At 64.5% G+C, this 13,139-nt stretch carries 12 protein-coding genes; 11 read left to right on the forward strand and 1 reads right to left on the reverse strand.

Translation table 11 applies throughout. The features are described from left to right. Positions 1-27: 27 nt before the first annotated feature. Positions 28-1,989, reverse strand: coding sequence for a bifunctional diguanylate cyclase/phosphodiesterase (locus CK501_RS00270; RefSeq protein WP_095615731.1), 1,962 nt, complete (start codon positions 1,987-1,989; stop codon positions 28-30). A gap of 108 nt (positions 1,990-2,097) precedes the next feature. Between CK501_RS00270 and CK501_RS00275 the strand changes: the two genes are divergently transcribed. From CK501_RS00275 to CK501_RS00325, 11 genes are all read left to right on the forward strand, one after another. After that, positions 2,098-3,714 carry a GGDEF domain-containing response regulator gene (locus CK501_RS00275; RefSeq protein ID WP_095615732.1) on the forward strand — a complete coding sequence of 539 codons (1,617 nt, stop codon included), beginning with the start codon at positions 2,098-2,100 and terminating at the stop codon, positions 3,712-3,714. Between the two features lie 118 nt (positions 3,715-3,832). Continuing rightward, the gene (aroQ, locus tag CK501_RS00280) at positions 3,833-4,270 is read left to right on the forward strand and encodes a type II 3-dehydroquinate dehydratase (RefSeq protein ID WP_095615733.1); all 438 of its coding nucleotides are present in this window, start codon (positions 3,833-3,835) and stop codon (positions 4,268-4,270) included. 13 nt (positions 4,271-4,283) lie between these two features. Further along, positions 4,284-4,754 (forward strand): acetyl-CoA carboxylase biotin carboxyl carrier protein, encoded by a 471-nt coding sequence (accB, locus tag CK501_RS00285; RefSeq protein WP_095615734.1) that lies wholly within the window; start codon positions 4,284-4,286, stop codon positions 4,752-4,754. Between the two features lie 17 nt (positions 4,755-4,771). Beyond that, positions 4,772-6,115, forward strand: coding sequence for an acetyl-CoA carboxylase biotin carboxylase subunit (gene accC / locus CK501_RS00290; protein WP_095615735.1), 1,344 nt, complete (start codon positions 4,772-4,774; stop codon positions 6,113-6,115). 3 nt (positions 6,116-6,118) lie between these two features. Further along, positions 6,119-7,015, forward strand: a complete 897-nt coding sequence (gene prmA, locus CK501_RS00295) for a 50S ribosomal protein L11 methyltransferase (protein ID WP_095615736.1) — start codon at positions 6,119-6,121, stop codon at positions 7,013-7,015. 15 nt (positions 7,016-7,030) lie between these two features. Further along, positions 7,031-8,143, forward strand: a complete 1,113-nt coding sequence (locus tag CK501_RS00300; protein WP_095615737.1) for a DUF3426 domain-containing protein — start codon at positions 7,031-7,033, stop codon at positions 8,141-8,143. Positions 8,144-8,277: 134 nt separating this feature from the next. Next, entirely contained in the window at positions 8,278-9,267 is a 990-nt protein-coding gene (gene dusB, locus CK501_RS00305; RefSeq protein WP_095616560.1) for a tRNA dihydrouridine synthase DusB, read from the forward strand. Further along, entirely contained in the window at positions 9,264-9,572 is a 309-nt protein-coding gene (fis, locus tag CK501_RS00310; RefSeq protein ID WP_077529524.1) for a DNA-binding transcriptional regulator Fis, read from the forward strand. The genes dusB and fis overlap by 4 nt, the downstream gene beginning before the upstream one ends. Before the next feature lie 15 nt (positions 9,573-9,587). Beyond that, positions 9,588-11,174: a bifunctional phosphoribosylaminoimidazolecarboxamide formyltransferase/IMP cyclohydrolase gene (purH, locus tag CK501_RS00315; RefSeq protein ID WP_095615738.1), complete on the forward strand. Its 1,587-nt coding sequence runs from the start codon at positions 9,588-9,590 to the stop codon at positions 11,172-11,174. 7 nt (positions 11,175-11,181) lie between these two features. Further along, complete coding sequence (gene purD, locus CK501_RS00320) at positions 11,182-12,465, forward strand: phosphoribosylamine--glycine ligase (protein ID WP_095615739.1); 1,284 nt, start codon at positions 11,182-11,184, stop codon at positions 12,463-12,465. 110 nt (positions 12,466-12,575) lie between these two features. Beyond that, positions 12,576-13,136: a Yip1 family protein gene (locus CK501_RS00325; protein ID WP_095615740.1), complete on the forward strand. Its 561-nt coding sequence runs from the start codon at positions 12,576-12,578 to the stop codon at positions 13,134-13,136. Positions 13,137-13,139 lie beyond the last annotated feature (3 nt).

Raw genomic sequence — 13,139 nt, forward strand, 5'->3', positions numbered from 1 at the left:
GCCGTTACCGGGCGGTTCTCCGCCCGGTTACTCCCCCTCTTCCGGCTCCTCCGGCCGGGAAAAATAGAAGCCCATCACGCCATCCACCGGCAGTTCACGCACCACGGCCCACTCGTCCTCAACCTCCACGCCACTGACGAAGACACGGATCCCCTGGGCACGCAGAACCGGCGCGATGTTGGACAGGAAGAAGCGTGCCTCCCGGCGCTGATGCAGATCCCGGATGTATTCCCGGCTGATGCGTACAGCCTGTATGGCGTAGCGCCCCAGATACCCGAAGCTCACGCCCCCGGAGCCGAAATGGTCCACCATCAACCCTGCCCCGGCGCGTGAGGCTGTCTCAGCCAGCAGTGACACAGCGGCCGGCTGAACACGCAGGGCACGCTCGGGCACCACCAGCCAGAGGTTGCGGGTCTGGTCCCCGGCCGCTTCAAGCCGCATGGCCAGCCAGTGCATGAAGGTGTCATCGACCAGCGAGGCCAACCCCAGCGATACGGCCACGCTGCCGTCCAGCCCCGGCCCATCACCGGAGAGCACCCGTTCAATGACCAGGCGATCAAACGCCGGCGTCCGGCCCGAGCGCTCCAGATGGGGCAGGAAATGCGCCGCCACCTCCCAGCGCTCCGCCAGCTTCAGCCGACCCAGTACCTGGGTCATCAGGACACTGCCGTCCATGTCATGCAGCGCCTGCCATGCCAGAGCCACTTCCTCCGATACCAGTGCCGCGTCGATAGCCTCCAGCCAGCCGCCCGCTCCGTTGATCGGGGCAGCCAGGGCATGCCCCCAGCAGAGCAGGGGTTCACTGCTGGCCGCCGCCGTCGCCAGGCCCTGGTCGGCACGGGCCAGCAGTGCGCCCACACCCAGCTCCGGTTCGACCCGGGTAACGCCGGCCTGGAAGATGCCCTGCTCGGGGACACTGAAGGTGCTGTATCGCGTTGAGAGCTGTTCCACCAGCTCCTGCAGCCAGGCATCCGCCTCCACCGGCTCGACGCCGGTGATGCAGACCAGAAGATCGGCGCCCTGCCCCCGGGCAGTCACCACGCCCTCGTGATGGGACTCAAAGTCCAGCAGTGCGGCACCGCATTCCGTAAGGACCGCATTACCCTGAGCCCGACCACGGCCCTCATTGAACGACTGGAATCCGCGCGGACGGAAAACGGCCACCACGCCGCCGGCAGCGGATTCCCGGGAATGGAGCTCCGCTGCCAGCGCCTGATCAAAGGCCTCGCGGGTACGCAGTCCGGTTACCGGGTCCCGGTGGTTACGATGCTCCAGTTCGTTGATCAGACCAATCTGGCGCTCAAACGTCTCCCCCAGGCTCCGGGCCATACGGTTCAACGCCCGGGCAACACGGCCCAGTTCCCGGGAGCGGGGAGGATCAGTACGGGCCGTGAAATCATTCGTCTCAAGCGCCTGAGTCTGGAGCTCCATCTGGCGCAATGGCGCCAACAGGCGCCCGGCCCCACGCCAGGCCAGCCACAGACTTACCATCAGGAGCGCTCCGCTCCAGGCAAGACCCACCAGAAAGCTCTGCCACAGGCGCACCAGCGCGGGCATGGGGTCAGCATGCACACGCACGCTGCCCGCCGGCTCCCAGCCGTCCATTACAGTGGCTTCCCCCCTGGGCGAAGGCAGGTCAGCCCACCACTGGAACCACCCCGGAACCGGCGGCGGCCCTGTCTCCACTTCACGGCTGTGGCGCAGGGTGCCGTCCGCCCGCACCAGCTCGATCCGGGTATAGGCGCCGCTGTCGAACACCGCATCCACCAGCCGCCGCACCTGGCCCTCACGCTCAAGGGTCGAAACCGCCACGCCCAGCGCCGTCGCCGCATCCTGGGTCTGGATGCGGAGTTCATCCTGCAGGTAGGCGCCAAAGCGGCTGGCGCTGAACCAGGTGCCCGCCATCAGCACCACCGCCAGCAGCCCCCCGATGAAGATCACGAGGAGCACGCGCAGGCTGTACCCGGTGTCATCCGCTCGACGCATCATGATCCCCCGAAAAGGGCATAAAAACGCCAGATTGACACAGATCCAGAATAAACGACTATAGTGAATGCACGGAATGTGACGAAGCACACCAATAACAAGTCCTCAGTCATGACAGACACCAGCTCCCAGCAGGAGAAGCTGCGCCAGCACTTCGCCCGCCGCGTGACAACCCAGGCACGGGTGGTCCTCGAAACCTGGCAGAAGTTCCTGGAAGCCGGCGAACCACCACCCGGTCTGCGTGAAGACCTGATGGTCACCACGGAAAAGCTGGTCAAGTACGCCCGCCGGTTCGAGATGACGGATCACGAGGCGGCCGGTGACAGCATCCGGACGGCGCTCGAGATCTGGCCCGAAGGTCGCCCCATCAACACCGAGATCCGGGAAAATCTGCAGCGGGGCATGGATCAGCTCTCGCGCTGCACCCTGCGCCGCTCGGACCAGCAGGAAGACGAAACGCCCCGGACCTGGCTGCGCACGCCCATCTATCTCGCTTTCAATGACAGCGACTACGCACAGCGCATCATCCGCCAGATGGAGTTTTTCGGGTTCCGGGCCGCGGCCTTCGCAACCCCGGACGAGCTGGACGCGGAATGCGCGCGCAACAAACCCGAAACCATCGTGATCGATGTGGATTTCGGCGGCGGGGAGGCCACTGCCGGGATCGCCACCATGGAGCGTATCCAGCAACGCCATGAAACCCCCATCCCGGTGCTCTACATGAGCCGCGAGGACGGCTCCATCGAGACCCGGCTGCGGGCGGTACGCTCCGGCGGTGAGGAATTCTTCTACCAGGCCCTGGATCCGGGCCAGCTGATCGAGAAGATCGAGCACTATTCCTACGCCCATCCACCCGACCCCTACCGGGTTATGGTGGTGGACGATTCGAAAGCCCAGGCCAAGTACATCGAGAACGTGCTCCAGAAAGCCGGCATGCGCTCGCGCGTGCTGACCGACCCCATGGAGGTCATTGACGCGCTGGACGAATTCTCACCGGAAATCATCATCCTGGACATGTACATGCCGGGGTGTACCGGCACCGAACTGGCCAAGGTCATCCGCCAGCAGGACCATCTTCACAGCGTGCCCATCATCTACCTCTCCGCCGAGGAGGATGTCTCCAAGCAGCTGCACGCCATGAGCATGGGCGGTGACGATTTCCTGACCAAACCCATTGATGCCAAGCACCTGGTGGCAACCCTGCACAACCGGGGCCGGCGGGCGCGTTCGCTGCTGGCACTGATGATCCGCGACAGTCTCACCGGCCTTTACAACCACACCCACACACTGAGCCTGCTCGAATCGGAGATCAGCCGGGCGCACCAGAGCGGCCAGCCCCTGACATTCGTCATGCTGGATCTTGATCACTTCAAGCGGATCAACGATACCTATGGCCATCCCATCGGCGACCGGATCCTCAAGAGTCTGTCGCTGTTCCTCAAGCAGCGCCTGCGCAAGACCGACCACATCGGCCGTTATGGCGGCGAGGAGTTCGCGATCGTACTGCCGGACACCCGGGAGGAGGATGCGCTGGGCGTCATGAACGAGATCCGCGAGAAGTTCAGCCAGCTGCGCCAGCCGGCCGCGGGCACCGATTTCCATGTGACCTTCTCCTGTGGCGTGGCCCAGTGGTGGGGCGAATCGCCCCAGGAACTGTGCGAGCGTGCCGACACCCTGCTCTACGGCGCCAAAAGCGAGGGCCGCAACCAGGTCGTTGCAGGAGATTGATATTTCGTATCACCGCTATTGATCTACGGCTAACATGCGTTCACACTTTTCTGAACGTGCCCGGATCTTAGCGCGAAAACACAAAAACCGACGCAAAATAAGCCGAAAAGAAACAATTATGGCCACGATCCTCGCCCTCCACGGCCCCAACCTGAACCGGCTCGGCACACGCGAGCCGGGCACCTACGGGGCGGCCACCCTGGCGGATATCAACCAGCGTCTGCACGAGCAGACCAGCGAGGCCGGCCATCACCTGCTCACGCTCCAGAGCAACGCCGAATACGAGCTCATTGAACGGATCCATGACGCGGCCGATGAAGGCATCGACTTCATCCTTTTCAATCCCGCCGCTTTCACGCATACCAGCGTGGCCCTGCGGGATGCCCTGCTGGCCGCCGCGATACCGTTCATTGAGGTGCATCTTTCCAACGTGCATGCGCGCGAGCCCTTCCGCCATCACTCCTTTTTCTCGGATATTGCCGAGGGCGTGATCAGCGGGTTCGGGGCACAGGGCTATGAACTGGCCCTGACCGCCGCATGCCGCAAACTGAGGTGAATGAGAGCCCCATATGGACATTCGCAAAGTCAAGAAACTGATCGAGCTTCTGGAAGAATCCGACGTCGAGGAACTTGAAATCCAGGAAGGCGAGGATTCCGTCCGGATCAGCCGCCGCCGTGGCGATACCGTGACCATGGCCGCGCCTGCCCCGGCCCCCGCGCCCCAGCAGGCGGCACCGGCGCCCCAGCCCCAGCCGAGCGCTGGCGGTGGTCAGGCGGAGGAGAAATCCGAACCGGACGAACCCCAGGGCCACCTGGTACGCTCACCCATGGTCGGTACCTTCTACCGGGCACCCTCGCCCACCGCAGCCTCCTTCGTGGAGGTGGGCCAGAAGGTACACTCCGGTGACGCCCTCTGCATTGTCGAGGCCATGAAGATGATGAATCAGATCGAGGCCGACATCAGCGGAACCGTCTCCCAGATCCTGGTCGAGGACGGCGAGCCCGTTGAATACGACCAGCCCATGTTCGTCATCACCTGACAGCGAAGCGCCGCATCATGATCAATAAAGTACTGATTGCGAACCGGGGCGAGATCGCCCTGCGCATATTGCGGGCCTGCAAGGAACTGGGCATCCGCACCGTAGCCGTGCATTCACGCGTGGACCGCGACCTGATGCACGTCCGCCTGGCGGATGAGTCCGTGTGCATCGGACCCAACAGCGCCGCCGACAGCTATCTCAACATCCCGGCCATCATCAGTGCCGCTGAGGTAACGGACGCCGACGCCATCCACCCCGGCTATGGCTTCCTGGCCGAAAACGCCGACTTTGCCGAGCAGGTCGAGAAGAGTGGCTTCCGCTTCATCGGGCCCTCCGCCGAGACCATCCGGCTCATGGGCAACAAGGTTTCCGCCATCCGCTCCATGGTCAAGGCCGGCGTCCCCACGGTTCCGGGCTCCAATGGCCCGCTGACCGACGACGAGGAGCGCACCCGCCAGGTCGCCCGTGAAATCGGCTATCCGGTCCTGATCAAGGCCGCCTCCGGCGGTGGCGGACGCGGCATGCAGGTGGTGCACACCGAACACGCCCTGCTCAAGGGCGTGCATGTGACCCAGCGTGAGGCCCGCGGCGCCTTCGGCGACGAAACGGTCTATCTGGAGAAGTACCTGGAACGCCCCCGGCATGTGGAAGTGCAGGTGCTTGCGGACCAGCACGGCAACGTCATCCACCTGGGCGACCGCGACTGCTCCCTGCAGCGCCGCCACCAGAAGATCATCGAGGAAGCGCCCGCGCCGCACATCGATCCTCAAGCCCGGGAGCGCACGCTCCAGGCCTGCCTCGACGCCTGCCGCGAGATCGGCTATGTGGGCGCCGGCACCTTCGAGTTCCTGTACCAGGATGGCGAGTACTTCTTCATCGAGATGAACACCCGTGTCCAGGTGGAGCACCCGGTTTCGGAGATGGTCACCGGTGTCGATATCGTAGCCGAACAGATCCGTGCGGCCGCCGGCGAAAAGCTGCGCTACCGCCAGGAGGACATCGAGATCCGCGGCCATGCGCTGGAATGCCGCATCAACGCCGAGGATCCCAAAACCTTCTCGCCCAGCCCGGGCCATGTGGAACGGTTCCACCCACCGGGCGGGCTTGGCGTGCGCGTGGATTCGCACCTGTATTCCGGCTACAGCATCCCGCCGTACTACGACTCCCTGGTGGGCAAGCTCATCACTTTCGGCGAGAGCCGCGACATCTGCCTCACCCGCATGCACAACGCGCTGGATGAGCTGGTCGTCATCGGCATCAAGACCAACGGATCACTGCACCAGCGGCTGGTTCGTGATGAAGGCTTCCGCAGCGGAGACATCACGATCCACTACCTGGAACAGCTGATCCGAAGGGACTGAGCCATGGCCTGGGTCCAGCTCCACATCCAGTCGGACAGTGAGCATGCCGAGCTGCTGGAACAGATGCTGCTCGAGGCCGGTGCCGAGGCCGTGAGCATGGAAGACAGCGAGGATACCCCGCTCTATGAACCGGAGCGGGGCAGTACGCCGTTGTGGGACAGCACCACGGTTACCGGGCTGTTCCAGGGCGACGCTGATCTCGCCGGCGTCCAGGCCCAGGTGGCGGAAGCCTACCACTCGGTCACCCAGACCCACCTGGAATCCATGGAAACGGAACTGCTTGAGGACAGGGAATGGGAGCGGGCCTGGATGGATGACTTCCGGCCCGAACGCTTCGGCAACCGCCTCTGGATCTGCCCGAGCTGGCAGGATCCGCCGGAACCGGATGCGGTGAACATCACCCTGGACCCTGGGCTGGCATTCGGCTCCGGCACACACCCCACCACCCGGCTCTGCCTGGAATGGCTGGACGCCAACCCAGTCAGGGATCTGGAAGTCGTGGATTACGGCTGCGGCTCCGGCATCCTCGGGCTGGCAGCGCTCAAACTGGGCGCCCGGCACGTTGTCGGCACCGACAACGACCCTCAGGCTCTGGATGCCAGTCGTGACAACGCCCGGCGCAACGGCATTCCCGATGACGCCCTGGCGCTGTATGCCCCGGAGGACCAGCCGGATACCCGCTGTGACCTGATGCTTGCCAACATACTGGCCCAGCCATTACTGTCTCTGGCACCAACACTGGCCGGTCAGGTACGGCCGGGCGGACGGATTGTGCTTTCCGGCATCCTGTCCAGCCAGGCCGACTCGATCAGTGATCGCTATGCCCACTGGTTCCACATGCAGTCACCGACGGAACAGGAAGGCTGGATCTGCCTGACCGGCACCCGCCACACGGACTGAAGTGGAGCCGACTGCATGGCCACAGAATCGGAAACCCTCACCCGCTGCCCCTACTGCCAGACGCGGTTCCGGGTAACCCCGCGCCAGATAGAGGCGGCCAGGGGACGGGTACGCTGTGGCCACTGCCTGTACGTGTTCAATGCCGTTGAACACGCCGAGCCGGAAGAAGACCCCACCACCAAACCCCAGTCCACAGCCCCACAGGAGCCGTCTTCCGGAACGGAAACCGACGCGGACGACCTGGTCTTCGACGACAACCCGGAGGAGGACGCTCAGGATAGCCGCTACGCCGGCCACGACGAGCTCGAGGAAGAAGCTTTCAGCGAGGACTTCCTGGCGCTGGATGCCGGCGACCGTTCGGGCTTCCGCAGCGAGCTCGACGACCTGGATTCCCGGGAACAGCTGGAGGATGATGAAAGCTGGGCGGAGTCACTCCTGCAGGAGGTCGAGAGTGAACCGACCGAAGCCCCCGACAAGCCCGACTCCCCTGCCCCGGAACCACCGCCCCGGGAAAAGACGCCTGACCCGGAGCCCGAGCTGGAGCCTGGTCCCCGACCGGAACCCCGGAATACAGCCCCTAGCGGGCCGGACTGGCAATCACTGAGCACCGACCCCATTGTCACCAGTCGGCCCGACCGCTGGCGCTGGCTGCGCAGACTGGCATGGCTGCTGGGCATTGCCGGTATGGCCGCCCTTCTCGTCTACCAGCTGGGCTGGTACCGTTTCGAACGGCTGGCGCTCTACGAGCCGATCCGCCCCTGGTACGAGCAGGCCTGCGAATGGGCTGGGTGTGAGCTGCCCCCCCTGGTCGCCACCGACGCGCTGGAACCGCGCCGCCTGGTGGTCCGCAGCCATCCGGACATGGCCAATGCCCTTCTGCTGGAGGTCACTATTGTCAACGAAGCCGGCTTTGACCAGCCGTGGCCCGCCATCGCCCTGAGCTTCTCCAACCTCAACAACGATGTGGTGGCCCAGCGCGTTTTCCAGCCACAGGCCTACCTGGCGGACGACGAAGCACAACGTGGCCGCATTCCCTCCGGGGAGGGGCGGCGTATCCGTCTGGGACTTCAGGACCCGGGCAAGGACGCCATCAATTACCGGATCGACTTCCTCCCCGCGCGTCAATAGTCCCGACCCAAAAATACTCGGTTTTTCAGCCAGCCATCCCCTTTAATGGGATGAGAGCCCGGAGTATCATTGTCTCCCCCTGAGCTGGTCGAGATTTGACCAACCCGCACGGATCCAATCACCGGGAGAACGCTGTGGTCGCCATTGGCCCCCATACGCTGCCCAACAACCTGGTTCTGGCCCCCATGGCGGGTGTCACGGACAGACCCTTCCGGCTCCTGTGCCGCAGAATGGGTGCTGGTCTCGCCATCTCGGAAATGGTTACAGCGGACGCCAGCCTGTGGAGTTCGCGCAAATCCCGCCAGCGGATGGACCACGACGGGGAATCTGAGCCCATCGCGGTCCAGATCGCGGGCGGCGATGCCCCGATGCTGGCCGAGGCCGCCCGTTTCAACGTCGCCAATGGCGCCCGGATCATCGACATCAACATGGGTTGCCCCGCCAAGAAGGTCTGCAACAAGGCCGCGGGATCCGCGCTGATGCGCGATGAAGCCCTGGTGCGCGAGATTCTGGAATCCGTCGCGGCGGCCGTGGATGTGCCGGTCACGCTCAAGATGCGCACCGGCTGGGACCGGGATAACAAGAACGCGGTGACCATCGCACGCATGGCCGAAGACGCCGGCATTGCCGCACTGGCGGTACACGGGCGAACCCGGGCCGACGCCTATAAGGGCGAGGCGGAATACGGGACCATCGCTCAGGTCAAGCAGGCGGTGGATATCCCCGTCTTCGCCAACGGCGATGTGGACACCCCCCGCAAAGCCGCACAGGTTCTGCGGGAAACCGGCACCGATGGCCTGTTCATCGGTCGGGCCGCCCAGGGCAGGCCCTGGCTCTTCCGCCAGATCAACCACTATCTGGCCACGGGGGAGGAGCTCCCGGACCCCGGAGCGGAGGAAATCCGCAACATCCTGATGGGGCACGTGGAGGCGCTGCACGCCTTCTATGGCGAGTACATCGGGCTGCGGGTGGCACGCAAGCACGTGGGCTGGTACCTGCAGGCCCGTGATCCGGACAAGACATTCCGCCGGCACTTCAACCGCATTGAGGACGCCGGCGCGCAGCTTCAGCTGCTCGATCATTACTTTCAAGGCATCCAGACAGAAGAGGTACGTGTCGCATGAGCACTGAATTCATGGCCGAGGACAACCGGGCCCGGCAAACCGACGAGCCCCTCACAACGGCGGCCGGCAACGGTCAGACCGTCACACTGCGCGACAGCGTGGAACAGGCTCTGGAGAACTACTTCTCCCAGCTCGACGGCGCGCCGGTCAGCGACGTCTACCAGCTGGTGCTGTCCGAGGTGGAAGCGCCGCTGCTGGAGAAGGTCATGGAGTACACCGGTGACAACCAGACGCGTGCCTCCGCCATGCTCGGTCTCAACCGGGGCACCCTGCGCAAGAAGCTCAAGCAGTACGGCCTGCTGTAAGGAATCGGAGCCATCATGACGGAACAGCCCAATGCGACCCCCATACGCCGGGCGCTGATCAGCGTCTCGGATAAGACCGGTATTGTTGAATTCGCCCAGGCCCTGCGCGAGCGCGGCGTGGAGATCCTCTCCACCGGCGGCACTTTCCGGCTTCTGACCAGCAGTGGTATCGAGGCGAAGGAAGTCTCCGACCACACCGGCTTCCCGGAAATCATGGGTGGCCGGGTCAAGACGCTGCACCCGCTCATCCATGGCGGCATCCTTGGCCGCCGTGGCACGGACGACAGCGTTATGGCGGAACAGGGAATCGACCCCATCGACATGGTGGTCGTGAACCTCTACCCCTTCGAACAGACCGTTGCCGACCCGGACTGCGACCTGCCCACCGCCATCGAGAACATCGACATCGGCGGGCCAGGCATGCTCCGCGCTGCTGCCAAGAACCACCAGGATGTTGCTGTTGTCGTGAATGCCGACGATTACGACCCCATCCTGAATGAAATGGATGCCAACGACGGCGGTCTACGCAGCGCCACGCGCTTTGACCTGGCCACCCGGGCCTTTGAGCACACGGCCGCCTACGACGGCGCCATCGCCAACTACCTGGGCGGCCGGCTGGACAGCCAGGCGGAGCCGGATCCCTTCCCGCGCACCTTCAACAACCAGTTCGAAAAGGTGCAGGACATGCGTTACGGCGAGAACCCGCACCAGAGTGCCGCGTTCTACCGTGAACGTGGCGCTACCGAGGCGTCCGTCTCAACCGCGCACCAGCTCCAGGGCAAGGCCCTGTCCTACAACAACGTGGCGGACACCGACGCCGCCCTGGAATGCGTCAAGCCCTTCGCGGATCCGGCCTGCGTGATCGTCAAGCACGCCAACCCCTGTGGGGTGGCCATCGGCTCGGACCTGAAGCAGGCCTACGAACTGGCCTTCGCCACCGACCCGACCTCATCCTTCGGCGGCATCATCGCCTTCAACCGCCCCCTGGATCCGGAAGCGGCGGCTGCGATCATCGAACGCCAGTTCGTGGAAGTGATCATCGCACCGGAAATCACGCCGGAGGCAGCGGAGGTGCTGGCAGCCAAAAAGAACGTGCGCGTGCTGGCCTGTGGCCCCTTCAATGACGAACGGATTGCGGCCTGGGACTACAAGCGGGTCACCGGTGGCCTGTTGGTTCAGGACCGGGATCTGGGCATGGTCGATGAGAACACCCTGCAGATGGTGACCGACCGTTCGCCCTCACAGGACGAACTGGAAGATCTGCTGTTCGCCTGGGAAGTGGCCAAGTACGTCAAGTCCAACGCCATCGTCTACGCCCGCCATGGCCGCACCATCGGCATCGGCGCCGGCCAGATGAGCCGTGTCTACAGTGCGCGCATTGCCGGCATCAAGGCCGCCGACGAAGGGCTTGAAGTCAAGGGCTCGGTCATGGCCTCGGATGCCTTCTTCCCGTTCCGGGACGGCATCGACCAGGCGGCCGAAGCGGGCATCCAGGCGGTGATCCAGCCCGGCGGCTCCATGCGCGATCAGGAAGTGATCGACGCCGCCAACGAGCACGGCATCGCCATGGTCTTCACCGGCATGCGTCACTTCCGGCATTGAGGTGCTTATGCAGATCCTGATCATCGGCGGCGGTGGCCGCGAACACGCACTGGCCTGGAAGGCGGCCCAGTCACCGCAGGTCCAGCAGGTGTACGCCGCGCCCGGCAATGCCGGGACCGCCCGTGAGCCGGGTGTTGAGAACGTGGCGCCGGCGGACGACGACATTGATGGCCTCGTTGATTTTGCCACGAACAGGACCATTGACCTGGTCATCGTCGGTCCCGAGGCGCCACTGGTTGCGGGTATCAGTGACCGGCTGCGTGCAGCCGGCATAGCCGTTTTCGGTCCCAGTGAAGCCGCCGCCCAGCTGGAAGGGTCCAAGAGCTTCGCCAAGGACTTCCTGGCGCGCCACAGCATCCCCACTGCCGATTACCGGACCTTTGGGGACATGGAGGCGGCACTGGAGTACCTGCGAGAGAAAGGTGCGCCCATTGTGGTCAAGGCGGACGGCCTGGCCGCCGGCAAGGGCGTGATCGTGGCGGAGACCCTGGCCGAGGGGGAAGATGCCGTGCGCGACATGCTCGCCGGCAACACCTTCGGCGATGCCGGCCACCGCGTGGTCATCGAGGAATGCCTGGCCGGCGAGGAAGCCAGCTTCATCGCCATGGTGGATGGCTCCAACATCCTGCCACTGGCCAGCAGCCAGGACCACAAACGGGTGGGCGATGGCGACACCGGCGCCAACACCGGTGGCATGGGCGCCTATTCCCCTGCCCCCGTGGTTACGGAGGAGGTCCACGAACGCATCATGCGGGAAGTCATCGAGCCCACGGTTGCCGGCATGGCGGACGAGGGCCACCCCTACACAGGCTTCCTGTACGCCGGGCTCATGATCACCCCCAACGGCTCCCCCAAGGTCATCGAGTTCAACTGCCGGCTGGGCGACCCGGAAACCCAGCCGCTGCTGATGCGGCTGCGCTCGGACCTCGTCCAACTCTGCCTCGCCGCCACCCAGGGTGGACTGGGCCGGCAGCAGTGCGACTGGGATGAGCGCCCCGCCCTGGGCGTGGTGATGGCCGCCGGCGGCTACCCCGCCAAATACCGTAAGGGCGATGCCATCACCGGCCTGGATGACCTGGACGGCGACGGCCTCAAGGTTTTCCACGCCGGCACCCAGCAGGAGGCTGATGGTCGTGTGACCACCGCCGGCGGCCGGGTCCTGTGCGTGACCGCGCTGGGCGGAACGGTCGAGCAGGCCCAGAAGGCGGCCTATGCGGGCGTTGATCGCATCCGGTGGGACGACGCCTACTGCCGGCGGGATATCGGCTTCCGCGCGCTCAACCGGGACTGATTCGGCACTCCGCAGACCAGGGGCGTATCGGCTGTCTGACAGCGAGACTCCTTGACACCCCTGGTTTCCAGGCCAACTATGCAAGACATGAGAGGAAAAGGAGACCCATCATGTCGCCGTTAATGCTGTTCCGGCTGATCCTTCCATCCAGCGGCGCATGGGCCAGGCTGCGCGATCATCCGCCCTCTGTTCTGGCGCTTATCCTGTTCCCCGTCCTGCCTCTGGCGCTGATTCCACCGATCATGCTCTATCAGGCGGGCACAGGTTATCCGGAAGCCTTCGGCGACGCCTTCGCCGGGCGCGAATGGGGCTACATCACCATCATCCTTTTCCTCGCGGAACTGCTGACGTTCGCCGTCATGGGCTGGCTGATCCATGAAGTGGGCAATACCCGCAGCGCCCACATCAGTGCCCACAGTGCCTACCTGGTGGCCGCCGTTGCGCCCGTGCCCATGTGGCTTTCCGCGTTTGCGCTCTTCGTTCCGAGCCTGACGGTCATAACAAGCATCGCCCTGATCGGACTGATATGGAGCTGCGCCATCGTTTTCCGGGGGATAAGCCACCTCTGCCGGATTGGAGCGGACGTGGAGGCCATGTCGATCACCTACACGGTTATGGCGGCAAGCGTGCTGGCCTGGGGTCTGCTGCTGGCAATCATCTGGGGTCTGTAAAGC

It is taken from the genome of Halovibrio salipaludis (genome assembly GCF_002286965.1).
Classification (GTDB): Bacteria; Pseudomonadota; Gammaproteobacteria; order Pseudomonadales; family Oleiphilaceae; genus Halospina; species Halospina salipaludis.